Origin of the sequence: Kibdelosporangium philippinense (assembly GCF_021390435.2) — a bacterium.
Taxonomy (GTDB): Bacteria; Actinomycetota; Actinomycetes; order Mycobacteriales; family Pseudonocardiaceae; genus Kibdelosporangium; species Kibdelosporangium philippinense.
On record NZ_JAJVCN010000005.1, the window covers coordinates 211,710 to 236,416 of the forward strand.

The 24,707-nt window shown below is 66.9% G+C and carries 28 protein-coding genes; 10 read left to right on the forward strand and 18 right to left on the reverse strand.

The features are described from left to right. Nucleotides 1–10: 10 nt before the first annotated feature. From LWC34_RS54200 to LWC34_RS54210, 3 genes are read right to left on the reverse strand one after another with little or no spacing between them, the layout of a single operon-like run. Complete coding sequence (locus LWC34_RS54200; RefSeq protein WP_233734471.1) at nucleotides 11–784, reverse strand: DUF7178 family protein; 774 nt, start codon at nucleotides 782–784, stop codon at nucleotides 11–13. A gap of 56 nt (nucleotides 785–840) precedes the next feature. Continuing rightward, on the reverse strand, nucleotides 841–1,128 hold the full coding sequence (locus LWC34_RS54205; RefSeq protein ID WP_233734473.1) for a hypothetical protein: 288 nt from the start codon (nucleotides 1,126–1,128) through the stop codon (nucleotides 841–843). A 19-nt stretch (nucleotides 1,129–1,147) separates the two neighbouring features. Beyond that, entirely contained in the window at nucleotides 1,148–1,501 is a 354-nt protein-coding gene (locus tag LWC34_RS54210) for a hypothetical protein (RefSeq protein ID WP_233734475.1), read from the reverse strand. A gap of 1,934 nt (nucleotides 1,502–3,435) precedes the next feature. Here LWC34_RS54210 and LWC34_RS54215 point away from each other — a divergent pair. Next, a complete protein-coding gene (locus tag LWC34_RS54215) occupies nucleotides 3,436–3,816 on the forward strand; it encodes a winged helix-turn-helix transcriptional regulator (protein ID WP_233734477.1) in 381 nt (126 codons plus the stop codon). Nucleotides 3,817–3,831: 15 nt separating this feature from the next. Here LWC34_RS54215 and LWC34_RS54220 read toward each other — a convergent pair whose 3' ends face one another. The 13 genes from LWC34_RS54220 to LWC34_RS54280 all read right to left on the reverse strand — a co-directional run bounded on the left by LWC34_RS54220 (nucleotide 3,832) and on the right by LWC34_RS54280 (nucleotide 15,675). Then, a complete protein-coding gene (locus LWC34_RS54220; protein WP_233734478.1) occupies nucleotides 3,832–6,843 on the reverse strand; it encodes an AfsR/SARP family transcriptional regulator in 3,012 nt (1,003 codons plus the stop codon). A gap of 147 nt (nucleotides 6,844–6,990) precedes the next feature. Beyond that, nucleotides 6,991–7,410 (reverse strand): hypothetical protein, encoded by a 420-nt coding sequence (locus LWC34_RS54225; protein ID WP_233734480.1) that lies wholly within the window; start codon nucleotides 7,408–7,410, stop codon nucleotides 6,991–6,993. 48 nt (nucleotides 7,411–7,458) lie between these two features. Next, nucleotides 7,459–7,914: a TadE/TadG family type IV pilus assembly protein gene (locus LWC34_RS54230; RefSeq protein WP_233734482.1), complete on the reverse strand. Its 456-nt coding sequence runs from the start codon at nucleotides 7,912–7,914 to the stop codon at nucleotides 7,459–7,461. Continuing rightward, the gene (locus LWC34_RS54235; protein WP_233734484.1) at nucleotides 7,911–8,408 is read right to left on the reverse strand and encodes a TadE/TadG family type IV pilus assembly protein; all 498 of its coding nucleotides are present in this window, start codon (nucleotides 8,406–8,408) and stop codon (nucleotides 7,911–7,913) included. The genes LWC34_RS54230 and LWC34_RS54235 overlap by 4 nt, the downstream gene beginning before the upstream one ends. Beyond that, nucleotides 8,405–8,887: a TadE/TadG family type IV pilus assembly protein gene (locus tag LWC34_RS54240; protein WP_233735016.1), complete on the reverse strand. Its 483-nt coding sequence runs from the start codon at nucleotides 8,885–8,887 to the stop codon at nucleotides 8,405–8,407. The genes LWC34_RS54235 and LWC34_RS54240 overlap by 4 nt, the downstream gene beginning before the upstream one ends. Before the next feature lie 13 nt (nucleotides 8,888–8,900). Further along, nucleotides 8,901–9,086, reverse strand: coding sequence for a hypothetical protein (locus tag LWC34_RS54245; protein WP_233734486.1), 186 nt, complete (start codon nucleotides 9,084–9,086; stop codon nucleotides 8,901–8,903). Between the two features lie 38 nt (nucleotides 9,087–9,124). Further along, nucleotides 9,125–10,018, reverse strand: a complete 894-nt coding sequence (locus LWC34_RS54250) for a type II secretion system F family protein (protein WP_233734488.1) — start codon at nucleotides 10,016–10,018, stop codon at nucleotides 9,125–9,127. Next, nucleotides 10,015–10,932: a type II secretion system F family protein gene (locus LWC34_RS54255; protein ID WP_233734490.1), complete on the reverse strand. Its 918-nt coding sequence runs from the start codon at nucleotides 10,930–10,932 to the stop codon at nucleotides 10,015–10,017. Before LWC34_RS54255 ends, LWC34_RS54250 begins: the two co-directional genes overlap by 4 nt. Further along, nucleotides 10,929–12,371: a TadA family conjugal transfer-associated ATPase gene (locus LWC34_RS54260; RefSeq protein ID WP_233734492.1), complete on the reverse strand. Its 1,443-nt coding sequence runs from the start codon at nucleotides 12,369–12,371 to the stop codon at nucleotides 10,929–10,931. The genes LWC34_RS54255 and LWC34_RS54260 overlap by 4 nt, the downstream gene beginning before the upstream one ends. After that, complete coding sequence (locus LWC34_RS54265; RefSeq protein ID WP_233734493.1) at nucleotides 12,368–13,207, reverse strand: CpaE/TadZ family protein; 840 nt, start codon at nucleotides 13,205–13,207, stop codon at nucleotides 12,368–12,370. Before LWC34_RS54265 ends, LWC34_RS54260 begins: the two co-directional genes overlap by 4 nt. After that, nucleotides 13,207–13,920 carry an SAF domain-containing protein gene (locus LWC34_RS54270; protein WP_233734494.1) on the reverse strand — a complete coding sequence of 238 codons (714 nt, stop codon included), beginning with the start codon at nucleotides 13,918–13,920 and terminating at the stop codon, nucleotides 13,207–13,209. The genes LWC34_RS54265 and LWC34_RS54270 overlap by 1 nt, the downstream gene beginning before the upstream one ends. 121 nt (nucleotides 13,921–14,041) lie before the next feature. After that, the gene (locus LWC34_RS54275) at nucleotides 14,042–15,088 is read right to left on the reverse strand and encodes a hypothetical protein (protein WP_233734495.1); all 1,047 of its coding nucleotides are present in this window, start codon (nucleotides 15,086–15,088) and stop codon (nucleotides 14,042–14,044) included. After that, nucleotides 15,082–15,675 carry a hypothetical protein gene (locus LWC34_RS54280; protein ID WP_233734496.1) on the reverse strand — a complete coding sequence of 198 codons (594 nt, stop codon included), beginning with the start codon at nucleotides 15,673–15,675 and terminating at the stop codon, nucleotides 15,082–15,084. The genes LWC34_RS54275 and LWC34_RS54280 overlap by 7 nt, the downstream gene beginning before the upstream one ends. Nucleotides 15,676–15,962: 287 nt before the next feature. On the opposite strand from LWC34_RS54280, the gene LWC34_RS54285 reads away from it, so the two are divergent. After that, a complete protein-coding gene (locus LWC34_RS54285) occupies nucleotides 15,963–16,610 on the forward strand; it encodes a prepilin peptidase (protein ID WP_233734497.1) in 648 nt (215 codons plus the stop codon). A gap of 380 nt (nucleotides 16,611–16,990) precedes the next feature. After that, complete coding sequence (locus LWC34_RS54290; RefSeq protein ID WP_233734498.1) at nucleotides 16,991–17,473, forward strand: hypothetical protein; 483 nt, start codon at nucleotides 16,991–16,993, stop codon at nucleotides 17,471–17,473. On the opposite strand, the gene LWC34_RS54295 is transcribed toward LWC34_RS54290, so the two are convergent. Further along, complete coding sequence (locus tag LWC34_RS54295) at nucleotides 17,425–17,991, reverse strand: zeta toxin family protein (RefSeq protein ID WP_233734499.1); 567 nt, start codon at nucleotides 17,989–17,991, stop codon at nucleotides 17,425–17,427. The genes LWC34_RS54290 and LWC34_RS54295 overlap by 49 nt on opposite strands. A 233-nt stretch (nucleotides 17,992–18,224) precedes the next feature. Between LWC34_RS54295 and LWC34_RS54300 the strand changes: the two genes are divergently transcribed. The 4 genes from LWC34_RS54300 to LWC34_RS54315 all read left to right on the forward strand — a co-directional run bounded on the left by LWC34_RS54300 (nucleotide 18,225) and on the right by LWC34_RS54315 (nucleotide 20,897). After that, nucleotides 18,225–19,061, forward strand: a complete 837-nt coding sequence (locus LWC34_RS54300; RefSeq protein ID WP_233734500.1) for a 3'-5' exonuclease family protein — start codon at nucleotides 18,225–18,227, stop codon at nucleotides 19,059–19,061. Between the two features lie 437 nt (nucleotides 19,062–19,498). Next, a complete protein-coding gene (locus LWC34_RS54305) occupies nucleotides 19,499–19,729 on the forward strand; it encodes a hypothetical protein (protein WP_233734501.1) in 231 nt (76 codons plus the stop codon). 269 nt (nucleotides 19,730–19,998) lie between these two features. Further along, nucleotides 19,999–20,199, forward strand: coding sequence for a hypothetical protein (locus tag LWC34_RS54310; RefSeq protein WP_233734503.1), 201 nt, complete (start codon nucleotides 19,999–20,001; stop codon nucleotides 20,197–20,199). 233 nt (nucleotides 20,200–20,432) lie between these two features. After that, nucleotides 20,433–20,897 carry a hypothetical protein gene (locus LWC34_RS54315; protein ID WP_233734504.1) on the forward strand — a complete coding sequence of 155 codons (465 nt, stop codon included), beginning with the start codon at nucleotides 20,433–20,435 and terminating at the stop codon, nucleotides 20,895–20,897. On the opposite strand, the gene LWC34_RS54320 is transcribed toward LWC34_RS54315, so the two are convergent. After that, nucleotides 20,884–21,312 (reverse strand): NYN domain-containing protein, encoded by a 429-nt coding sequence (locus tag LWC34_RS54320; RefSeq protein ID WP_233734505.1) that lies wholly within the window; start codon nucleotides 21,310–21,312, stop codon nucleotides 20,884–20,886. The two genes, LWC34_RS54315 and LWC34_RS54320, sit on opposite strands and share 14 nt — an antisense overlap. 196 nt (nucleotides 21,313–21,508) lie before the next feature. Here LWC34_RS54320 and LWC34_RS54325 point away from each other — a divergent pair, with 196 nt between their 5' ends. From LWC34_RS54325 to LWC34_RS54335, 3 genes are read left to right on the forward strand one after another with little or no spacing between them, the layout of a single operon-like run. Continuing rightward, nucleotides 21,509–22,585: a tyrosine-type recombinase/integrase gene (locus tag LWC34_RS54325; RefSeq protein ID WP_233734506.1), complete on the forward strand. Its 1,077-nt coding sequence runs from the start codon at nucleotides 21,509–21,511 to the stop codon at nucleotides 22,583–22,585. Further along, on the forward strand, nucleotides 22,582–22,902 hold the full coding sequence (locus LWC34_RS54330; RefSeq protein ID WP_233734507.1) for a helix-turn-helix domain-containing protein: 321 nt from the start codon (nucleotides 22,582–22,584) through the stop codon (nucleotides 22,900–22,902). The genes LWC34_RS54325 and LWC34_RS54330 overlap by 4 nt, the downstream gene beginning before the upstream one ends. Before the next feature lie 2 nt (nucleotides 22,903–22,904). Further along, nucleotides 22,905–24,500, forward strand: coding sequence for a site-specific integrase (locus LWC34_RS54335; RefSeq protein ID WP_233734508.1), 1,596 nt, complete (start codon nucleotides 22,905–22,907; stop codon nucleotides 24,498–24,500). Nucleotides 24,501–24,707: the final 207 nt, after the last annotated feature.

The following is a 24,707-nucleotide window of genomic DNA, read 5'->3' on the forward strand; positions in this document are numbered from 1 at the left end:
TTCCGTGTGCTTATGCGGCTGACTGGTAACCTGTGCCAGGGCAATTGGCAAGATCGGGTAGATGGTTGGTTCGGAAGTCGTTCCACGCGCGCTCAGAATTCGCACGGGCCCGGTTGCGTCCCCTGTCCAGTCGGGTAGGGCCGCGCTGTTGCTCGGCTTGCTGGTTGAGCCGTTGCCGTACCAACCACGTCACTGCCTGCGCCTGGTGCGCCGAAACCCGCTTACCCACGCGATCGGAGATCAGCTCCGCAGCTCGGCGGTACAGGCTCACCACGTGGTCGTAGTGCCGGCGGCTGACAGAGCCGTCCTTGCGCCGGAAGCCGTCGACCGGCGCCGCGTCGTATTCGTCGGAGGTGAGCGCGCGACCGTGTGCCACAGACAGCGCGTGCCGGTCGATCACCACGCGCGGGTCGTTCGGATCTTGGTCTCCGCCGAATTCGATCAGGTGGGCAAAGTCGCGGATTTTCGGACCGTTGAGGATGTCCTCATACCGTTCACCGGAGAGCAACCGGTCAGCAGCGTTTTTCTGGCCAGTCGTGGCGAACATCCCGGAACCGGGGCCGCCGATTCCTTTGCGTTCACGGAGCACGCGAGCGGCATTAAGGACGTTGCCGATCCATCCCTGTTGTGGTGAGTAAATCGCGAGCATTCCGGCGCCGAGATGTGCGTCACCGTTGGCGATGACGGTTGCCACGTGATGCGCGTCGGCATACCAGCGCATTCCTTGCGCGATTTCATCGGATGTGGCCTGTTCCCAGTGCCACACGATGTTTTCGTGGCTCACAGGGTGAGCCCGGAACCATGGGTGATCGCTGGGAGCAGGCATTTTCTATCAGTCCTTTAGGTGTGATCCACGCTCACGGGCGAGTCGTCCCACAAGCGGGACCATCCCGTTTGCGTGGAACGTTCGCCGGCCGTTCGTACGTATTTGTCCAGGGCGAGCAATTCGCGCCGCACTTCTCCGACGTCCAATTGCCACAGTTCGCGCGAGATTTCGTCCCGCACACGGTCAAGATCAATCGCGCCCGATGATGCGAGGGAATACAGCGCGGACGACATACCGCCGTGCCATTCGGACGCGATACGCCGAGCTTGTCCATCGCTGATCATGACGATGACTGCGCTCATGGTTTCCACTCCCCTTGATTCACGCGGCAACAGCCACCGGAACGGATTCCATGACGGAAAAGTCGAAAATGGCGAGCTGGGCGGTTTCCCGCGCGAGGGTCATTGCTTCGTGCAGGTCGGCAGTCACGACGGAAACGTCCAGGTAGACGCGACCGGTCGCAGGGTCGCGCCAGCCGCCGAGAACGCGACCAGGCAGCGACAGAGCGTCTTTTGCTTGCGCGATGTATTCGTGAAGATCGTTGCTGGTCACGCGACCATCGAAAACGCGTTCGTGTTCCGGATGAACGGCTACCGCGTAGCCGGTACGGACGTCCGAACCATCGCTAGGGTCGACAGAAAAACCGCCGTCCGGAACGGACAGAGCGTCCGCCATAGCGCTAATCCGAGCGGACCAATCGATCAGAGTCATAGTCATGGCGGTACTCCGTTTCATGTGCGAAAGTGGTTGACTGGATAGCGATTCAGGCCAGTTGTGAGCTGGTATCGAAACACGCAACCCTCACCGTTGTGAGATCTCCGCAAAGGGGACACACCCTGTATCCGGGCAATACGGCACTACTCACGTGGTGAGGGTTGCGCGTTTCGATAGCACATTCCCTGAATCTCTAATCACTGTTGGGATAAGCCGTTATGTCTAGTGCGCAATGCAGGGAACCATGCCCGTGAGGGTTTAGCGTGCTATGGGCAGGCGAGAGCGACGCTCTCAAGCCAGAGAAACCCAATGTCGGCAACCGCCTAAGACAACCCCGAACGCCCACGCATTGCGACGTTTTTCGGTGCTAGACCACCATTTGACTTATCTTGGGGACACACCTGTGGCAGGCATGCCATTTATGCGCGCTTCTCCGCTTTATAGCAAGAGCTTTACGTCGCGAAGCTGCAAGCGCAGTTACTACGCATTCCAGACTAGAAATGCGCGTTTGGCTACGCGTCGTTCTTCACGCTGCTCTGCACGGTTTCGCTGCTGTCCGCACGGCCCAAGCCGCTGCCCGCGCTTTACGGGACTACCGTCTTCTGTGCACCCGGAAGGAGGTACTGACCGAATCGGAGAGCTCGCAGGGACGCCGTGCCCCGGTCCTTACCCTCTCGGTTCGATGTGTTGACTTCCTGGTGTGGAGTCGACATGTAGAAGTACACACCCTAGGTCAACACTTTTCAAGACGGGAGGGCCTGTCGTTACCGTTCCGTGACCTTGTGGCATGAATCCGCTGGTCAGAGCTGCCGGCATCGGCCGGAGAGTCGACACGGACTGTCGAAACGAGGGCATAGAAGAGCCACAGCGGCCGGCACGGCGACGCCCAGCGGAGCGGACAGCGGCCGGCACGGCGACGCCCAGCGGAGCGGACAGCGGCCGGCACGGCGACGCCCAGCGGAGCGGACAGCGGCCGGCACGGCGACGCCCAGCGGAGCGGACAGCTCGTATGTTGCGTTTTCTAAGGTTTGAACGGCGAAATGCCAAGATTGGAGAATTGCAAATCGTTCGCTAACCTAATTCCGGCGAATGCAATTCATCTGACATATTTTATGGAATGAGACGTCTTGCGAGGTGTGTAAGATTGCACTTGTCAAGCATTTGTGGCGATCGAGTTCAAATTGAGACAAACCATCGAATTCGAGCAAAGTCGATCATGACGAGACGACAGGGGGGCAAGGGTGGGCGCGGCCAGTGGAAGTGAGCAGGTGGGGGCGAGTGTCAGGTTCACCGGCGGGGAAGTGGGGGAACCAGGGGTGGTGACCGTTGTAGTCAAGGTGACCACGGAGTCATGAGGAACGGCAGGTGACCCCCACTCAGATCGACTGTTCATGTGCCTGCCGGCTGCCGAGTCGGGCGCAGCATTGGTAGGGCTTACGGGCGGGTTGACCAGGCGTTACGGGGGCTCCGGGGGCTACCGCTCTAACAGGTAACTGGACGGGACCGTCGTCGAGTAAGTCACCTGGACACTACGAGATGATCACTGTGAGTGATGTTGATCTACTACGGTGTCACCCAATGTGGTTGTACTCGCTCGTCCTGAGTAGAAATACGCTGCGTCGCCTACCCCGTTCGGCGTAACGTTGATGATCCTCCCCGGTGATCAGCAGCGACCACCGGGGACGACCGAATTGTATGCGCACTCTGGCCAGAAAGGAGGCGATTCGCATTTTTGAATGTCAAGGCTTGTCTACGCCGCGGGGGTGGGGTGTAGGCGAGCCCTCACCAATTGAGCATGGAGTGTATCAATGGTAACGGGGGACGTTAGGTACCTGGAGCGGGCGAGGGATCTCCGACACCTGCTGGACGGGGATTGGATTTCACATATTTTGGTGGTGTTGAGCGCAGGGCCGTTGCATTACAAGGATCTGCACGCCGCCATCCAGGCGGCAAGTACGTTTGATCCGTGGACGGGCTCGAACCACCCCATTCAGGGCAGGACCTTGGGGCGGACGCTGCGGCGTCTGGAGACGGCGGGGCTGGTCCTGAAGCATGTGGAGACGGTGTTCCCTCGATCGGTGGTGTACTCGCTCACGCCCGCGGCCGAGGACTTGCTGAGCAGGGCACGCCCGCTCATCGACTGGGCGGAAGAACACCTCGACCTGATCGAGCGCTTGCAGAAGGCGCAAGCCGCGAAGAAGCGCCGCCGACGCCAACTAGACGGCAAGCGCGAGTCTTCAGATCGCGAGTCTCCAGATGACGAGCTCGTCGACTAGTCGCCACAGGCTCGGTTAGCTGGCCGCGGCGTTGTCCGGCGATGCGGGCCGCCGCGTGCTGCCGCGCCGTTGGAGGAACTCGCCGAGATTGCGGGTCTCGCCGCTGGGTTCCTGACCGATGTCATCCAGGGCGGTGGCGAGCACCGCGAGGGTCCGTGGGATGGCGTCGTACTGGCCCAGGCGGGCCTGGGTGCGGATGATGTCGCGGTAGACGCCTTCGTTGTACCGGTCGAGCTTCCGGGTACGTTCCAGCAGCACGAGCATGGTTTCTGGGTCGGTCTCGCCGTGGGCGCGGATCAGCACGCCGATGGCGTCGAGGACGTCGCGGCGGATGGACTCGCGGAAGGGTTCGACCCACGGCGCGGTGAGGTCCTCGGCGAGGTCGCTCTGGTAGAGCTCGACGGCCTCGCGCAGCGAAGCCAGGGCATCGCCGCCACCGGCTGATCGTGGGGTCTGCAGGGCGTGTTGGAGCCTCTGGTAGTCCGTGGTGACCAGGTCGGTGTCGAGGTGGTAGCGGCCGTCGTCGTTGAGGATCAGGTCGCTGATCGCGCCGTCGGTGGCGTTGTCCAGGGCGCGGCGCAGCAGCGAGAGCGCGTTGTGCAGGCTGTTGAACGGGCGCGGGGGCCGGCTGTCGGGCCAGATGGCGTCGTTGAGGGCCTCGCGGCGCACGCCCTGGGGATGCAGCGCGAGGTAGGCGAGCATCTCGCGGTGCTTCGGTGTCAGTGCGCCACCGAGTTCCCGCGCATCGCCGTCGTGGTGCAGTACCAGTTCGACACGCCCCAGCACCCGCAGGACCAATGATCGCTGAGGCATGGCCTTGGCGGCTTCGTCGCGATCCGGTGGCTCCGGGGAATGCGGTGACGGGTCGTCGACCGGCTCGACAGCGTCCGGGTTCGCGGCCACATCCGTAGGTGACCTGTCGTCCTCGGCTACGTCGGCCGCCGTGATCGGTGTCCCGGTCGCAGGCGGGGTGTCGACCGTTGCGGGGTGGACGTCGAGCAGTTGCAGGCTCGGGGCTTGCTGGCTGTCCTCCGGTTCGGGCGGTCGGGTTGTTTCGAGTCGCGTCATCTCCTCGACCGTGGGCTGCTCGGGTACGGACGAGGGGTGCACGACGTCGTGATCGTCCGAGCGGTGGTCCACGAAAGGCGCAGGTTCCTCGTCGCCGACAGTGCTCGGGTGGTCGAGTGGCGGCAGGTCGGCGGGGCCTTCGGCGTCGTGGAGCACGGCGAGCAACTCGGTGGCGTCGGTGGCGGGCAGGGTGAACAGTCGCGTACTGGCCAGCGCGTCGCCGAGGCCGGGGCTGGTGGCGCTGACGGTGCCGTCGTGGCGGACGCGGACGGTCGCGCCGGGTCGCCACTGGCCGAGCAGGATGCCGGCCAGTCCCAGGGTGGAGCCGTTGTCGAGGACGGCTTGCAGTCGCCGTTCGGCATGCGGCGCCGGGCTGCCGAGCAGCACGAGCGAGACGGCGGTCGGCGGGGGGCCGGTCTCCTCGATGGCGTGGCGAGTGCGGGTGAGCAACGCCGCCTCCATCTCGTTGAGGGCGGCGTCGAGGGTTTCGACCACTCGGACGGTGGAAGGCAGGCTCGCGACATCGGCGCCGTCGAAGACGAGGTGCAGGTCGTCGGCGGGGACGAGCACGCACATGCCGTCGCCTGGCTGCTGTTCGGCCAGCAGGTGGAGCAGGAGCGCGCGGGCGGCGGGCGTGGCTCCGGGACCGGCCAGGCCGAGTCCGCGGGTGCTGGCGAGGTTCAACGCGAGTTCGCGGCCACCGCGCACGCCGACTCGCGCCGGAACGGGCGTCGGTTCGTCGTCGGGTTCGAGGTCACCGGCCGCGGTGATGTGGATCCGTGGCGGAGCAGGCGCGAGGTCGACGAACTCCACGTCCTCGGCAGAGCGCCGGTCGTCGTCGTGGTCGTCGTGTGCGGTGCGCAGGGCACGGACCACGGGGGCGATCGAGCGGTGCAGGTCGGCGCGGTCGCCGCTGCCGATGCGGTAGCGGCGGCGCCGCCACATCCGGGCCGACACCATGGCCGCGGTGATCGCTCCGGCCAGACCGAGGCTCACGAACGCGCCAGTCAGGAGATCCAACCCTGGATCGGACTGGTCGCTGGACTGCTTGCCGGACTGGTCGGTCTCGGCCGGGGCCGGTGTGGTGTTCGGTGCGGGCTGGGTCGACGGCGGCGCGGTGGGCGCGGTGGTCGTCGGTGGCGGCTGAGGCGGTGGGACCGGCGGCTGCTGTGGTGTGTCGGGCGGAGGCGTGTCGGGTGGTGCGGGAATGTAGGCGGTGATCTTCCAGCCGGGGCGCACCAGGTTGGGGTTGGTCAGCGCCCGGCCGTCGGGCTGCTCGACGCCGCGGTTGAGCTGGTACAGCTCGGGCCAGCGGCTGCCGCCGCCGGAGCCGTAGATGCGTTCGGCGACCCGCCACAGGCTGTCGTAGATCCCGTCGTGCGGGAGCCGGACTTCCTCGGTGACCTGGACCATGCCGGCGGGGGCGGGCGCTGCGCGATCGATCACCACTGTGGTGGTCTGGTGCGTGACGGCCGCGTGCTGGGCCACCGTGTGCACGGCCGGGCCGGGCGTCAGCGGCGCGACCACGGCGACCGGCGCGAGATTGCTGGCCAGCGCGGCAGTGCTGGGGGTTGGCGCGGTGTACGGGGTCCGGTTGCCGAGCAGGGTCAGCACGATGGTGCCGATCAACGCCGCGGCCAGCCCGTGGAGCGGGCCGGGTGGGCGGACCTGCGGCCAGGTAATCCCGCGCGCCGCGTCGACGGTGCAGCGCAGCACGTCGATGGCGAAGAAGAACCAGACGATCCAGCACAGCACCGCCAAACTGTTGAGCAGGAACTGCGCGCTCATCGGGTTGAGCAGCGTCGCCTGGATCTCGTCCCAGCTCGGCACGTGGTCGGGCAGCGGCCAGCCCACGAAATGCACCAGGGCCCAGGGCAGACCGGCCACGAGAGCGAGCAGGACGACGGCGGCGAGCAGGCCGCGCAGGACTCGACCGACGAACCGGAGCGTGCTAGCCAACGCCCACAGGGGGTGGCGGCTCGTGCTGGGGGTCAGCTTCCGGCGAGTGTGGTGTGAATGTGCGGTCACGGCGCGCTCACTTCGTTGGCGGTACTGGGGTTGATGGCCTCGATGCGTGCCTGCCCGGCACGAAACGGCCAATTGACGTCAGGTCACTTCCGCCGGAACACGCGCGGGCGCGTCTGCGGCATCAGATCGAGGCGTGGCCGGCTCAGGCACCGTCGGTGTCTTCGCCGGGGGTGATCCGCGGCTCGTGTCGCTCTTCGCGGCAGCAGCGCCACCCGTGGGCTTCTTGCGCTTGGTGCGGGTGGACTTCCGGCCGTTGAGCCACTGGTTGAGATCGGCCAGCGGGACGTCGGTGAACTTCGCCAGTTCGTCGGTGCCGATCACGTCACTGGCCTCGGCGAGGACATCGCCGAGTTCTCGCTCGATGTCGGCGAGTTGATCGGCGATGTCGGCCCGGCGTTGCGCGAGTTCGCCGACCCGCTTCGACGCGGCGGCTCGTTTCGCGCTGCGGGCGGAGTCGTTCTCTTCGACGCGGCGTTCGATCTCGTCAGGCGTGGCCATCCTGGCCTCCTTTATGGTTGGCGCCGCACCGGGTTCGAGCGGCGGCTGTCATGGGATCGCTCCGGAGATTCCGCGCTGCGGCTGGGCTTGGCCGGTAGCGGTGACAGTGATCGAGCCGATGCCAACCAGGCCGAGCAGCTGTGTCGATTGGCTGACCATGACGGTCACGTTGACCGTGTTGCCGGCGACGGACACGATGCCGGTGTGGCCCGCGGCGGCAAGATAGTTGCGGGCGGCGGCGCTGGCCTGGTGTGGCACCAGGCGCAGGGTGCCCTCGGCGCGGTACGCGGCCAGGTCGATCTCCTGGGCACCTGCGCGAGCGGCTTCCTGGGCTTCGCCGAGGGCGCGGACCTTGGCGGCGAGCGCGAGACCGCCGTCGAGCACGAGGCCGGCGAACAACAGGATCGCGGTGACAATGATGACGACGAACGCGGTGACCCGACCGTCCTGGTCCTCGCGCAGCCGGTGCAGCGCCTGGCGTCGCGGCGGTCCGGTGCGCGTCATCCGGCACCTCCTGCCTGCGTGAGCGAGCTGGTGCCGCGCCACACGTCAACCGGGGAGGAGAAGCTGGATTCGAACGTGCGGGAACCGGGGACGCCGAGCATGGTCAAGTCGCCCAGGCCGACGCTGCACGAGACCGTGACGGTGACCGTCGAGCCGGGTTTGAGCCCTTGGGTGTCGGTGGAGACGGTGAGCGACTGGCAGGTGATCCCGGCCGAGGCCAGTGCGGCGCTGGCGGTGGACTGGGCGTTCGCGGTGGCCTGCGACGGTGTGCGGGCCAGGGTGGCGGCGCGAGCGGCCTGGTGCGCGACGTCGTTGATCCGCAGCTTCGTGTCGGCCAGCCGGCCGCACAACACCACGAACAACAGCAGCAGGATCAGCAGCGGGGTGAGCAGGGTGAGCTCTGCCGCGGCGGAACCACCTTCGTCACGGCGCAGCACGCTGAGTCGGACGCGCACGTAGCGGGCGAGCCTGCCAGGCGGAGATGTCGCGGTCATGGTGTAGCCCCGGTGCCAGTCGGCGGGGTGAATTTCTCAACGGGCCCAACGGCTTCCGCGTGGACGGTGAACGTCATGAAGGGGATCACGCTGGTCGCGGTTCCCGTGATCGTGACCGACGCTCGGGTAGCGCCCCGCTGGACGTTGACCGCACTTCCTTGCAGCGGGCCACTTCCCAGCTGCGCGAGGATGCGCTGCCCTTCGGTGTTGCCTGCGGTGGCGCTGCCACCGGAGACGCGTGCTGCGGACAGGGCTTCGGACGCGGCGGCTTGGGCGATGTGGGTGGCGTGCATGTACAAGGCGAACTGGGCGATGAGCAGAATCAGCAGGAGCAACAAGGGCGTGGCGATGACGAGTTCGACCGTGCCGGCGCCACGCTGATCGTTCCGCAGCCGGCGCACCACAGAACGCACGAACGTCTTGTGTGGACGCTCGCGCGCCGTCGATGCGGCGTCGTCTTCGCGCGGCTGTTGAGGCATGGCAGTCACCGGTCTACAGGTTGATACCGTTGGCTTTCTGGGTGACCTTGATGACGATGATCGCGATCACGGCGATCGCGAGCGCCGCCAACAGGGCGGTGACGACCACGGCCTCGGTCGAGTAGCCACCCTCGTCGCGGCGCAGCCGCTCCAACTCGGCGCGGAACCGGGCCAGGAGGATCTGGACTTCGGTGAACATCAGCTTCTCCCACTAGGACAGTCCGATATGGATAGTTACTAGAGACCTCCCAACACCTGGGCGAGTGCCGGAAACCCGATGAAGACAAGGAACCCGCCGAACAGCATCACCACGGGAAGGCTCATGCGTTCGGTGGCCGCTTGGGCGTCGCCTTCGGCGTCGGTGAGTTCGCGGGTGCGCAGCGCGGCGGCCTTGGCGGCGAGGCTGGCGCGCACGCGGGCGCCTTCGGTGCCGGCCAGGCTGACCGAGGCGGCCAGCTCGGACAGTTGGTGCACGTCAAGTTCGGTGCCGAGCTGCCCCAGGGTCGACCACGGCGTAGTCCGGGTGACCTTGGCCGTGAGCAGCGCGCGGCGCAGCTGTTGGAAGGCCCAGCCTTTGCCGATACCGACCGCGTCGGACAGGGCACCGTCGACTCCGGCGCCGCCGGCCAGCAGGACCCGGATCAGGTTGAGGTAGGCCGCCAGCGCGTGCCGGAAGGTGGAGCGTCGACGTTCGGCTTCCTGCCGGACGCTGATGTCCGGGAGCAGGAAGCCGCCCAGGGCGAAGATGAGGCTGGCGACGGCGGGGACTTCCCAGCCCAGGTTGACATCGGCCACTACGAGCAGGAGCTCCATCAGGATCGGCAGCAGCAGCCCGGTCAGCGCCAGGGTGGCCTTTTCGGCGAGGTGGTGTTCGATGCTCTTGCCGGTGACGGCGAGGTCGTTGCGGAGCTTGCGGTTGGGCAGACCGAGTGCGGCCAGTGGCTTGATGAACGGCTTGCCGACGCGCAGCGCCCAGCCGTCGGAGTCGGCGGTGAGGATCGGTGGCGGTGCCGGTGTCGCGTGCAGCCGCTCGACCAGGGCCCGCAGCGGTGGCCGTGGCGGGAACAGGTAGACCACCAGTGCCCACAATCCGACGCCGAGCCCGGCGCCCCACAGCAACGCGCTGATCATGACGACGCCCCCTTTCCGGTGAGCAGGTCATCGACATTGGCGTCGTGCGGCCGGATGGTGGTCAGCTCGGTCAGGAACCTTTGGGGTTCACGCAGGCGCGCAATCTTTGCCAGCCAAGCAAAAGCTGCTGCGAACAGCGTTCCGACGAGCAGGAGCATGATCTGGCCGAACGCGGTGTCGTACGGGGCGAGGTAGCCGCGGTTGAGCAGCACCAGCCCGGCGGCGAAGGACAGCGTGGTGATCACGATGACCCGCACGCTGGTCCGGGTGCGGGCACGGCCGGCCTCGACCCGCATCCGCATCGACGCCTGCTCGCGGGCCTCGCTGGCCAGCTCGCCGAGCAGGTCCGCCAACTGGCGGGCCTGGTGTTCAGCGGCCAGTACGAGCGCGGAGATCACCAGGTCTGCGGTCGGGTCGCGCAGTTGGTCGGCGAGGTGGCGCAGCGAGGGTGCGAGGCGTTCGCCGCGTTCCAGCCGGATGGCCAGCTCGGTGATCTCCTCCCGGATGGCTTCCGGGCAGGCCGGGGCGGTGGCGAGGATGGCCTGTTCCAGACCGGCCGCGGCGACCAGGGTGTCGCGCAGCATCTCCGTCCACCCGGCGATCGCCTCGATCCGTTCGAGGTGGCGCTTGTGGTCGACGTTCGAGCCGAGGATCCGCGGCAGACTTACCACAGCCACGACGGTGAGGACGGCACCGACCACCCAGCCGGTGATCGCACCGACGGCCAGGCCGGCGAGCACAGCCACGACGAGCCAGCCGACCTGCTTACGGTCGTGGTGCGCGGCCAGCCAGGTGCCCAGGCGCGACGGCGCCGCCGAACGGACGGGCCGGCCGCGCAGCCCAGCCACGATGAGCAGCACACCGACGGCCAAGCCCGCGCCGAGCAGGCCGAACAGGGCGGCGGTGGTGGTCATGGCCGCCACCACCCTTCACGCCGCTCGGCCAGGTCGGGGTCGTAGCCGGCGTCGATGAGCAGGTCGAGGGTGTCGGTGCGCAATGGGGCGCCCGGCACGGCGCGCAGGTCGGGGCCGGGTCGCCACACTTCGTTGCTGATGATTTGGCGGTCGTCGGCGCCGACGACTTCGCGGATGGAGGACACCACCCGCCTGCTGGGATCGTCGCGTGGCTTTTCAAGGTGCACCACGAAGTGCAAGCCCGCGGCGACCAGGAGGTTGGTCGCTTCCATCGGCAGCCGTTCGGGGCCTTGCACGGCGTAGGCGGCGAGCTTGGTGAATGCGCCCCGGCTGCTGGAGGAGTGCAGGGTGCCCATGGAGCCGTCGTTGCCCATGGACATCGCGTTGGTCAGCGGGATGACCTCGGGGCCGCGGACCTCGCCGACGATCACCCGGTCTGGGCTCTGGCGCAGGGATTGCCACACCAGTTCCGACAGCGAGACCTCGCCGACGCCTTCCAGGTTGGGTTCTCGGGCCTGCATCGCCATCACGTCCGGGTGCGCGTCGGCGTCCTCGCCGAGGCCGAGTTCGAAGACGTCCTCGATGGTGATCAGCCGCTCCCAAGCGGGGATGGCCGAGGCCAGCCCGCGCAGCATGGTGGTCTTGCCGATCGCGGTGCCACCGGTGATCAGGGCGTTGCGCCGGGCGCGCACCATCGCGGTCAGGAACGATTCCAGCGCCAGGTCGATGGTGCCGTTCTCCCGCAGCTCGACCAGGGTGACCTTGGTGTAGCGGTGCCGCCGGATCGAGACACAGGGCCGTGCGGTCACGGCCATGACCGCTGAGACCCGTTCGCCGCCCGGCAATTGGAAGTTGACGATCGGTGATCCGCGGTCGAAACGGCGTTCCTCCACCCCGGACCGGGTGGCCAGGTCGCGGATGAGCTCGATCAGCTCGGTGTCCGAGGCCACCACCGGTGGCAGCCGACGTCGGCGGCCGTCGGCGTACCGCACGAAGACGCGGTCGTAGCCGTTGATGTTGATGTTCTCGATGTCGGTGTCGGCCAGCAGCGGTTCCAGGCCGGCCAGCCCGAAGACCTCGTCGAGCACGGCCGTGATCACCCGCTGCTCGACCTCCGGCTTGACCAGGTCGTGGGCTTGGTTCATCTCGGCCTGGGCATGGGCCTCGGCGGCGTCCTGCAGGATCGCCTCGGCCATCTGACGGCGCGCCACGGTCCCCATCGGGGCACGGCCGCTGCTTTCGTCGTCCCGGATGCGTTGGCTCAGCTGCGTGGACAGCTGCTCCCGCAGGTACCGCCTCAGCCGATCCACAACTGCGGTCTCCCCAGCAGGCAGATGCGGAAGCTCCGCTGGGCCGGGCAGGTTCGCCGGGCCAGGTTGTGGTCCAGCTCCATTCGACGTGGTCGTCAGGCGCGGCTCGCCGCGTCCGGGCCGGGTCATGACGTCGTGCCGTTTCGTGTTTGCGGCCCGAGCGGTTGCAGGGCCGCGCCCGAGACCGGCTCACCGGGCACCGCCAGCCGCAGGTGCGGGGCGCGGGTGGCACCGTTGTTGGCGGCATGCCAGTGCGCGAAGGCGTTCAGCGCGATCTTGGCGGCGGCGCGCCCGAGCACCGATTTCGACGGGCTGTGCCGACCGTTGCCCTGCCCACACAACACCGCGGCGCCCTTGTCGTCGCGGGGAACCCGACCCATCACCGGGATCCCCAAGACCTGAGAGACCTCGGCGGTCGGGTAGCCGTCGCCGACGAGCACGAAGCACGGCTTCGCCGACCACCGCTGGGCGGCCTGCAGCTTGAGCGCGACGTGCGCGAGCTCATCGTCGTGCGGGCGGGCAACCAACAGCATCGCGTCCGCGCCGCGGATGATCGGGAACGCAGGCGAGCCGGGATCCACCCGGCCGCAGTCGACGATGACCGTGGTCCCCGGCTGGTCGGCCGCCCGGCGCATCGGCGACGACGCGCCCGGAGCCAGCACCGACAACGCGGCGCGGGCCTGCTCGGCACCAACCGGCCCGAGCACCACCCGCAAGCCACCAGGCAGGACCTGCGTGTGCTGGGCAAGCAGGGTCGGGTCGGTGCCGCCGCGGCCCCGTGCCGCGGCGGCCAGGCTGACCAGACCCGGTGATTCCGGCAGCCGGAAGCGGGCCATCAAGTCACCGCCGGCTGGGTCGGCCTCGACCACAATCGGGTTCTCCTGCCCCGGCCACCGAGCGCCGAGCGCAGTCGCCAACGTGGTGACGCCGGGCGAACCCTTGAGCGAACAGACTGCGACGAGCATCAGCGTCCACCTCCCGCGATCGCCACCAGGCTGAGCTGACCCGCCGGAGCAGAAGCCAACGCCCGAGCGTCCGATTCGGACAGCTGCAGCGACACCACCGTGGTCTGCTCGGTCTCGCGCGTGGCGATGCCGGTCACCACCGCGGTCCACGACGAGGTCTGCCCGGACCCAGCCGACGTTCCGGTCATCGTGCCCTGGCCCGGTGTGGTGAGCACCGCGACGGTGGTTCCCGGCGACAGGTCGGGCGGGAACTGGCCTGGCTTCAACCCGACAGCGGCGATTGCCTTGCCCTGCACCGGAACCTGCGGGGCGCCGAGGACCGAACGCGTCACCAGCGAACCCGCGGGCAGGCTGAACGCGACCGGCTGTCCCACCACTGTGGACGCCGATGACGCCGGCATCACGTCCATTCCGGAGTCCGCCGCCATGCTGACCTCTTTGAGGTCCTGCGCGGTGAGGACTTGTCCCACCGCGACAGGGCGAGCCAGCGCCAGCACGCTTTGCCTGTCGCCCAACTGCATCCCGGCGAACACGCCACCGGCCGCGCACACCACGACCAGCAGGACACCCAGCAGGAGGTAGGGAACGCTGCGCCGCCGACCCCCGCCGCTCAGACGTGAAGGAGCCTTGCCGTCACGACCAGCCCACGCATTCGGCGACGTTCGGTCCTTCGTCGTCGTGTCCGTGCTGGCCGAACCTGCGGTAGTTGTCACCACCGACCTCCTTCAGGCATAACGCCATTGCGACGCGTCGATCTGTGGGTTTCTCGACGTGCCTTGTGCTGACACGGTGTTTCGTTGTGGCCGTCCGCCCGCACCGGGCGCGGCGGCGTGCTTAGCCGGTCGCGATGCCCTGGCTCTCCGCGACGCGGAACGCCGCACTGCCAGTCGTGGTCATGTTCGGGAACACCCCGCTTTGGCCGGCGCCCGACCAGGTCACCGTCCAATGCACCGTGGCCGTCACGGGGAACGCTTCGGCGCGTTGGCCGGCCGACGAGGTGCGGTAGGTGTAGCCACAGTCCGGCGAGGCGCTTTTCGGGTCGCCCCCGGCGGGAAACGCGGTGCCGGGGCCGGTGCACGTCACCGAACGGCCGTCACCCATCGACCAGGTCACCGAGGTCGGCCTGGCCACCGCGGTCACCGACACGCCCGGCACGGACGCGGTCGCCGAGACATCACCCCAGCTACTGCGGTCCAGCCACAACCAGGTCGGCAGATTCACCAGCTGGTCGCCGACCGGGTTCGCCTGGATCTTCGGCGCCGGCAACCGCAACTGGTTCTTCGCCTGCGCCGCGAGCTCGGCCGGCGACGGCAGCGGCACCCCGCCGGGCTGCTGGCCATCGGCGATCCAGACCGGAGGCCGATACAGCGCGTCCACCGCGCCCGGACCGGTGCACTTGTACACGTACCAGGCGCCGGACGGCGGTTGCGCCTGCGCCAGTCGTGGGCCCGCGACCGCGAACCGCGCCGTCGCCGGCTCCGACTGCGGCCGGTACACCGCGGGCTGCGCGGTCACCGCACCGGACCGAGGCGGAACCGTGTACGACGCCGGCTGAACACCTCCGGGCGGTGGCCCTTGGTAGTCACTTCGGACGTACTCGCAATGCGCCAGGTTCGTGTTCCCACCGATGATCTTGTCGCCGCCGGCATCGGCCTGACCGGTGCCGGGGTTGCGGTTTCCCGGCGTGCCGGGCTTGCTGTTTCCGTTGCCCTGATTGCCGTTGCCGGGCCGGGGGCTCTTGCCCGCACCGAGTTCACAGCCGGGGTTCGGGAACTGGCTACAGTCGGTGTAACCCCAGATGTCATCGGCCAGTGCCGGTGCCGCGGCGGTAATCAACGCGGCCGTCGTCAGGCCAGCAACGATTCCTAGACGTTTCAACATGAGCCCAGCCCCTCCACCGCGAAGCGGGTAACTCGCCACGACCCGTCGGGCTGCTTCTTGACTTCCGCCGTGATCGCACGCTTTCCGCCTGGTGTGTCATTGAGCAACTGGCCATCCTTCTTGTACTTCAGCGAGTTCGTGCTGTCGCCGCAGTCAGAGATCATGACCGTGGTTGGGTTGTCCTGGGGGTCCACACTGGACACCTGAGGGTTGATCAACGGCGCACCCTTGGTCACCACACCGTTGAGGTGATCCGTGTAGAGGCTGCGGGTGATCACCCCGAGCGCATCGCCTGTCGCGTACTTCGCGAGTTCGGGCGACTGCCAATCCGAGGTCTCGCCGGCCTTCACCATCGCCTGCCACATCCCGGCATAGGCAGCCGTCGCCCGTTGCCGCGCGCTGTCCGCCGGAGAGACCGGCGAGGGTGGCGCGCTCGTCGGCGACGAGGAACCAGGAACCCCAGTCGTGCCCCCAGGAGTCGAAGTGGAGTTCGAACTGCAGGCCACCACGGTCGCCGTCGCGAGTCCGACCAGAACCAGTCGCGCTACACGCAGCCCGCCACGGCCGTGTACATTGCCTCCGACCACATGCACCCCCTCGGATCCGGTGAAGTAGTCCTTTCGATCTACTGTGGTACACCTCACGTCTACCTGCCGCCCCCCAGGGGACCGCAACGTCCCTGCGGAGGGACACAGGTGTCTCAACAGCGAAAATCGCCCAAAGTTCACCCAAATGGGCTAATGACATCCTGTCCAAACCGCAGTGCGTAGTAGCGTCGATAACCCGGACAGACGTAGTTAGTCGGCTACAGGGGGTGCGCGATGCGCGACTTGATTACGCTCGCGAACCGTCCGGGACCGGCGCCCTCCTGATCATGAACGCGGCGAGCATCGCAGGTTGGGGACTCGTCGGGCTGCTCATCGGGGGTGGCCTACGGATGTTCGTCGAGCGGGTCGTCGCCCTTCCGGCGTTGACGAAGCGTGTCGCTCCACCCGCCGTCCTGGAAGTGGTGACGGCTCTCCTGTTCGCAGCCCTAGCCTGGCGCAGCGGGGCCAAGGCAGAACTCTTCGCCTACTCCTGGCTCGCGGCGATCAGCGTGCCCCTGGCCGCCATCGACTGGCGCACCCGCCAACTCCCTACCAGGCTGATCTGGCCTGGCGGCCTCGTCCTGATCGCGATCTTTGGCATGGCCGCCGCGGTCAACCGCGACACGTACCCGCTCATCCGCTCCTTCGCCGGCATGCTCGCGCTGCTCGCGTTCTACGGCGCGATCTACTTCCTTCGGCCAGGCGAACTGGGCGGCGGGGACCTTCGACTTGGTGGCCTCCTTGGCCTCGCCCTCGGTTGGATCGGCTGGATCGCCGTGCTGACGGGAACGCTGCTCGGTTGGCTCGCAGCGGCCATCGCAGTGATCGCGCTCCGGGCTGTTCGACGCACCGGAACCGGTCGTCGCGACGTGCCACTCGGCCCGTTCCTCGTGATCGGAACCTTTGTGACGGTTCTCGCCATTCCGCCAGTATGAGGCCGCAGACCGGTCTACGGCTTGCGGTATCCGCACCAGTCGGTGGCCAGCCCACGACAGGAAATTTCGACCGTCACGTGAGGGACGATTCCACTGCCGCAAAGTAAGAAACCCGGCCCACGAGGGACCGGGCGGGTATGCAATCAGGTGTCATCCCGATGCGTCTGGTCCCCGAGCCGATCTTTGATCACAGCCTTGGCATCATCGATCGGCACGGCGTCGGGATTCTCATCGATCGACAGAATGCGCGTCACCTGGGCCTACGAGGCTAACGTTGCTACCGGGATCCTGTATCTCCATGAAGGCGGAGTGCCGCCACTTCACCAGCAGCGCGTGTTTCTCCTGTGAGCTCCTTGGACTGTTTTGCTTCCTCCAGCACGATGCTCCCACTCGCGGTCGAACTTGGCGGCTACGAGTTGCGTCAGGCACGCACGGATGGCTTGGGGTCCGGTGGCAGCGGCACGGTACGGGTCCATCGTCCGGCGGGGTTCTGGGATGTGAGACACCGGCGAATGCCGGATCGGTTGCGGCGCAATCACCTCTCCTATTCCCGGTCGCGGGTCGCCTTGGCGCGCGGGTCGATCAAGGCAAGGGTGATGTCATGGCCGGACTGGCCAAAGGTGCGCGCGCACCTGATACCCGACCTGGCCAAGAAGGTTGCGCACTGCTGTGTAGTCGTGTCCACGAATGCCCTTGAGAAGGTCAGGGATCACGCCTGCACCATAGGTGATCGTCCAGCTTGGACGTTCACGCTGCGGTGGCCGGGAAGGGCCGAACTGTTCGTGCTCGCCGCGGGGACGCCACTGCTGACCAGTCAGGACAAGTTAACCCGGCTGCGCGTCGAGGACGCCGGGCTGTGGTGAGGAAAGTTCTCGGTGAGGATTCGGCGCACAGTGTCCGCTGCGGCGGAGTGCTCGGGCACGATCCGTTCGTCAACCCCTTCAAGCAGGCCCGCGCGCGGGAACTCCCGCATCTGCTCCGGTGTGAACTCCGCTCGTTGCTGGCGAGTCTGGTGGCGGCGGAGTGACTCGTCCCATGTGACCTGGAGGAAGTACCAGCCGCCGCCGAAGTCGCGGTGCAACCGCCGCAGCATCTCGCCGTAGCGCCCAGCGTGCAGGATCCCTTCCAAGATCACCACGTAATCGTTCGCGAGCGTGTAGTGCACGATCTGCTCGATCAGCCCGATGTTGACGCCGCACTCGACGTCGTGTTCCCGCAACAACTTCCGGCGAATCGTGTCTTGGTCGACGATGGCGACACCGCGGCCAAGCTCGGCACGCAGCTCGCGTGCCACTGTGCTCTTCCCAGCGCCCGAGTTCCCGCGCAGCACGATCAACCGCGGACGACTACGCGGAATAGCATCGGATGCGGCGACTTCCATGAGACCGGCAGTGTAGAGCCGGACAAATCACCGGTGCCGCGCCGCTTGAACCGCAGGTGCCAGCCGAGATCTGCTGGTCAGAAGGTGCCGGGGCCGAGGTCCAGCCAGCGTATGCGCCGCGCGGTCTGGCGCCTCGACTGTTGCCGGCGTCGACCGGCATGCCGTGGGCGGCCAGGGTTCGTTCGGCCTAGAACCCGTGGTCAGTAGGCTGACCGTGCGGGAGGTGGAGGAACGTGGGCGCTGCGAATGGCTATGTCGCGCTCGACGTCGAGCGGGTAGGCGGTCGCAGTCGGCGCCCGCTTCAGTTGGGCTTGGTCGAAGTGGTCGACGGGCACGTCACGCGCTCGCTGATGCGCTGGGTGCGCACCCCAGGCCACCCGTGGGACTGCGTCACCACGACATCACGCGGGATGCTCAAGCGTGGCGAGCAGTTGACCCGCGAGGCATACGAGACGGCACCATTCTTGCCGGACGCCTGGCCGGAGATTGCCGCGTTCACCGACGGTCGGCCTGTGGTGGCGCACCAGGCCAGCGGCGACGTGGCGGCGCTGCGGCTGGCCTTCGACGACCTCGGCCTGCCGTGGCCGCGCCTGACCTTCGCCTGCTCGCTCCAGCTGGCGCGCGCAGTGTGGCCCGCTGGTCCGCTACGCAGCCATCAACTGCCGGACCTTGCCGCGCACCTGTTCCCCGAGGCCGGGCTGTTCACCGGCTACCGGCCGGCAACGGTCGGGCATGACCCGGTGGAAGACGCAGAGGCGGTCGCACGCGTTGTCCTGGCCGCGCAGCAGACCACCGGTACCGGCACGCTCGCTGAGCTCCTCGCCTCGACCGGGCGGCGGCTGTGGACGGTGGAGCCCGACCGGTGCGAAACCTCGAAAGGCTGGGTTGATCGGGTTGTCACCACACCGAGCCCACCCGACGGACTGTCCTGGCGTCCGGCCGACCTGCGCGCTGCATACCTAGAGCTATGCGAACACTGGCGCGGCGATCCCGCGGCCATCGCACAGGTTCCGCTGGTCGGCGACCCACTCCCTGAACCGACGCCGCGGCGTCGGCCCTGGCGCCCATGACGCCACCCTCCTTCTCCGCAGCCCGCCCCACCAGGAGACAACCGGCCCAACCGGGGCCACTTCAGGTGATCGCACACAGGTGTGGCCAGCTGCTGGCGAAGGTGGCCTAGGACAAGCCGACCATCTGACCATCGCCGCCGCGGCACCCCGGCCGAGATCGCCGACACAATCCGACGGGTCCATGCCGGCGAGGATAGAGCGGGTTCGGAACGCGGACGCGCAAGCCGTCACGGGCAGGCATTCACTCGCTGCGTTGGACCTTGATGGTGAAGGCGTGGGCGTCACCACCGTCGCCGCGCCCGAAACAGTGGAACCTTCCGGTGCGGGGAGGGCGGTGATGACCATGCGTTCACCGACAAGATCCACCCCGCCGGGTGAATCGTCGCCCTCGGAAGGCTCGCGTCCTCGTTTCCCTCGTGTCGCCTATGCTCGCCGGCATGGAGCCGCCGGCCAGTGAACACGACCGTGAACTGGAGGAGTTCACCACGGCGGTGGACCAGACACGAGCGGCGTTCGCCGACATGGCCGCCGCGTTCCGGGGGTTGGAGGAGGTCTGGGACCGGGGGCTGCGGGAAACCCTCCAGCGGCTGGACGAGTTCCAGCAGGGCGTGGAGGAGGCCCTGCGGCTGACCCACCTGCTCGTCGACCGCACGCCCAGGCCGGTGTGACCCGTCCCGGCCCAACGGAGTTGCTGGTCCCCGCCGAGGCTGTTTCTGCCGGTCGTTTTCGGCTCCGGTAGTTCGGTTAGGTCTGGCCCCGTCAGTGTTCGCCTCGGTGGGGGTTCCGATTGTGTTTCTGGGGTTGTTCAAAGAGTTTTGGCCCCACCCCTGGATGGGTGAAGTTCGTGGGTGCTGCGTGGTGTGTGGCCGGTTGGTGTGGCGTGAGCGTCTAGGTTGTCGCAGCCGGGTGTTCACGGGCTCCTCCGACAAGGTGGTCCGTGAGCAGCCGGCCCATCAAAAATTTCAGGGTGCGCTGGTCGAAGGTCATGTTCATCGTTGAGGGGCATGAGGCTGGTGACCTGGTGATCTCGCCGCTGACCGCCGATGATGTCCCGACGGAGGCCACCACGTTGAAGGCGGAGCTGACCGAGATGCTGCCGTTCGCGCCGATCGTGTCGCTGCTGATCGCTGGCCGCTGACAAGCCTGGCGTACAATTGCCAGGCTTGACGGATCGAACGCGCATTGATCGATATTCATTCTAATGACTTTTTGGGTGTATTCAGCACGTCAACCCCTAATTGCGAAGGTGTACCTGCTTGCATTTTTGTTGATGCGAGGCGAAAATACGTCAACTCCTGCCCGTACGTACCTTGGCGATGCGTGTGGCGTGTGGTTGCATGCCTTGGCATCGTTTTTACGAGGAGGGACTATATGGGCAAGCTACGTTCACGCAGTGCGACAGGCATCACTTTGTCAGTTGCCGCCCTCGCCGTGTCGCTACTTTTCGCACCGACGGCTTCGGCGGCGATCTACGACCTCGGCGACGGCGACTGTCCAACCAACGACGGTGACGCAGTATGCATATGGGCTTCTGCCAGGTACAGCGGAACAGCTGTGGCGTCGGACGGGCATGAACTTCCACTCCGATATGCTGCTAGGTTTACGAACAGTCACCTGTCCACCCCTGACATGGACAATCACTCGCTGGACACCGTGCGCTTCCTTGCATCGCAATCCGGATCGATCAAAGCCCGGGTGCACGGCAAAGCGATGTGCTTCTTCGAAAAGAAGAACTACGACTATTCCGGAAATGTATTCAAGGTGAACGACTGGCAAGATGCACCCACCTTGCCTTGGTGGATTGCTGGTAAGATTTCTTCTTTCAGGCCCTGCTGAAAAAGTCGAGCCGAGATTCCTCGGCTCCTACGCCCTGCCTTCCGGCGAACTCCCGCAGTTTGGTGACCAGGGGTGAGAAGTCGGAGTCGCCGGTGACAAGGATGAAGGCCTCGACGGCGGGGTGGGTGATCAGGGTTTCCATGGCGTCGACCGCCATGCGGATGTCGGCGCCGTAGGCGCGGCAGAGCCAGGTCACCGCCCGGTCGGGGATTGGTTCGGTGTGGTCGGGCAGGCTGGTGGTCGCGCCGAGCGCGAGGTTCTCGAAGTCCAGGAATAACGCGACTCGCTCGGCGCGCGGCCAGGGGTCATCGCGCCATGGTCCGAACTTCTTGCGGTGCCGAGCTTCGGCGTCGCGGACCAGCCGCACCGCGTCATTGACCTTGTCGGTGCCGTCAGGCTTCGAGGGTGTCGCCAAAAGACGGTCCCCAGTAAGAGATAACCCGTGAGTTCGGAGGTTCCTCGTCGGGAACGCAAGGGTCCACTCCGCCCAGGACCAGGGCGGTCTCACTCCTTTGGGTGACAGCCTGCCGTTTTGACTCAACTTCAGCTTTCGTGAACCGATCTCGAACAGGTCGAGGTTGTGCGGATCAGACTGAAGGCAGGGCTGCGGGTTGAGTCTGGCGGTGGTGCGGGACCTGCGCGAGCGGCGCCCGCCAGCGAGCCCGGAGGAGATCGCCGAGTTCGAGACCGACGTGCTGGCCGGGTTCGTGCTCGCCCGCGCCTCGGCAGGCTTGGCCGACGGCACGATCAGTTCCGACGTCGGCCACCTCGAACAAGTCCGGGCCTGGTTCGGCAAACCGTTGTGGGACATGGAACCGACGGACGCCGACGCCTACTTCGGCAAAGCGCTGCGTTCCGCGGCGAAGGGCACCCGGCTGGCGCGGTCGCAGGCGTTGACGACGTTCTTCGCGTTCCTGGAACTGCGGCACCAGGTCGAGATCCACGCCCTGACCGGCCGAGTCGTGCACTGCCCGATCGACGAGATGAACAAGCCCCGCGGTCGCAAGCAGGCCGCGCTGCGCATCCCGCCGACCGACCAGGAAGTCGACACGCTGTTCGCCGGGTGGCGGCAGGAGCTGGTGACCTGCCGGAAGTTCGCGCCAACCGCCCGCAACTTCGTCGCCGCGAAACTGATGTCCCAGGTCGGTCTGCGTGTGAACGAAGCGTGCGGCCTGGACCTGGACGACGTGAAGTGGGAGCTGGGCCGGTTCGGCAAACTGCACGTCCGCGCTGGTAAGGGCGCCAGGGGCAGCGGTCCCCGGGAACGGATGGTGCCGCTGATCAACGGCGCCGACCGGACCCTGCGCTGGTTCATCGAGGACGTGTGGGGGCACTTCGACGACGATCACCTCCGGCCTGGCGCACCGCTGCTGCCCTCCGAGCGTCGTCACGCCGACGGAACCTGCCGCCGCGTCGGCGACGACGCCCTGCGCGCCGGATTGGCCCAAGCCACCGCCGCGCATCTGCCGGGTTGGACGGAAAAGCTTACGCCGCATGTAATGCGACACTTCTGCGCCAGCCAGCTCTATCTGTCTGGTTTGGACTTGGTCTCCATTCAGGAGCTGCTCGGACACTCCTGGATCGCCTCGACTCTGAACTACGTCCACGTTCACCGGACCCGGATCGAAGACGCCTGGGTCGCTGGCCAGAAGCGTGCCGCCGGGCGCCTGGAAGGACTGCTGTCATGAAGTGGAACCTGCGGCTCGCCGCCGCGAATCGAGGCATCTGGAAGGCCAGCGAGTTGCAACACAAGCTGGCCGAGCACGGCCTGGTGATCTCCGCAGGCAAGATGTCCGGTCTGTGGTCAGGAAACCCGGCCAGCATGAAGCTGTCAGACCTCGACGTCATCTGCGTGGCGCTGGGCTGCGAGATCGGTGAGTTGCTGATCCCCGAACCGGAGCAGGTCCACAAGCCCGGCACCGACGAGCAGCCCAAGGCCGCCGCCGCTGGAGCACCCGCAGTAACGCCCAAGCGCCCTGACGGCCGCTCTCTGCCACCGCTGTGACGATGAAGCACAGGGTTCGCGGGCCGGCGCGCACCTGTGTGAGTTGCCTGTCCTGGGGCCGGATCTTTGGGCATGGGTTCTGTGTTGCCTGCTACATGTTCGCCCGCGAGTACGCGGTCGACCAGTGCGCCGGATGCGGTCGCTGGGAGCCGGTGCGCAGTGAGTACTGCCGGTTGTGCTGGGCCCAGGCCAGGGTCCTGGCTCGGGAGAGCGGACGCCCGCTGCACTCGACCGGCGCCACGGCCGTTCGCTTCCTGCAACAGGTACGGCATCACCAACTGTTCTTCGCCGACATGCAGTCCACGCGCGGCGCGTCCACCTCGCCACCCAGAAAGCACCCGCGCCGAGGTCGCCCCCGCACGCCGGATCCCGCACCAGCCGGACGGCCTGTCACTCGGTGGGCGCAGCCGGTGTTGTTCCCCGGTCTGCCACGGGACTACACCCGCTTCGACGAAACCATGGACGCTAATCCAGACAACCCATGGCTGCGCTGGGGACAGCACGTCGCCTGCCAGCTCGCAGAACGACGCGGCTGGCCCCGGCGCATCCGCCTCGACGTCGAACGGTCGCTGATCATCCTGCTGTCCCACCACATCGACGACGACACGGTGTCCTACGTCGCCATGTTCACCGCCCTGCGACCACTGGGCCTCAGCTGCGATCGAACCGCCGACGTCCTGAACGAAATGGGTCTCCTCGTCGACGACCGCCGCCCCGCCTTCGAGGACTGGCTGGAAGGCAAACTGGACGGAATCGCGCCGGGCATCGCCCGCGAAACCGAGACCTGGCTTCGAAACCTGCGCAACGGCGGGCCTCGCACACGGCCACGCGACATCCACACCGTCCGGCAATACGCCAGGGCAGTCCGCCCGATCCTGCTCGACTGGTCCGCGAACTACGACCACCTGCGCGAGGTCACCCGGGAGAACGTGCTCGAAGCCCTGGCGCCCCTCCGCGGCAGGGACCGCCAACACACCCTGATCGTGTTGCGGTCGATGTTCGGGTTCTGCAAGAAGAACGGCGTCGTGTTCCGCAACCCGACGAGCCGCATCCGAGTCGGCGACCGGCACTCGAAGAACATCCAGCCTTTGCGCGACGACCAAGTCCAGCGAACCGTCGCCGCAGCTGCCCGGCCTGCCGACCGGCTGATCATCGCCCTTGCCGCGATCCACGCCGCCCGATCCGGCGCCATCCGCGCTCTGCGGCTCGACGATGTCGATCTCGGCGACCGACGCCTGATCATCGCCGGGCGACTCCGCCCACTCGACGACCTCACCCACAAGCTCCTGCTCGACTGGTTGGACTACCGCCGCACCCGCTGGCCCACCACCGCGAACCCCCACCTCCTGGTCAACCAGATGACCGCACTCAAACTCGGCCCGGTGAGCGGGTTCTGGATCAAAGCCGGGTTCCGAGGACAAGAAGCCACCCTCGAACGCCTCCGCGTCGACCGGCAACTGGAGGAGGCACTCACCCACGGCCCTGACCCGCTGCACCTCGCGGTCGTGTTCGGACTCGATGAGAGGACCGCGATCCGCTACGCCGCCTCGGCACGTCAGCTTCTGGAAACCGCGATCGAGTGCGACACTTCGGGTTGAGCCGAACCCACGGGTCGAGCCCTGGTCCTGGGCGGAGTGGACCCTTGGGTTCCCGACGAGGAACCTTCACTTGCGCTGAACCCACGGCAGCCAAGGGGTCGCCGTAGTATTCGCCGAAAATCGGGCGGATATACCCCTGACCTGCGCAAATCTGCCACTCTGAGACCCTGATCGTCCGGCTCGCCAGCAGCGAGGTCGTCTACTCCG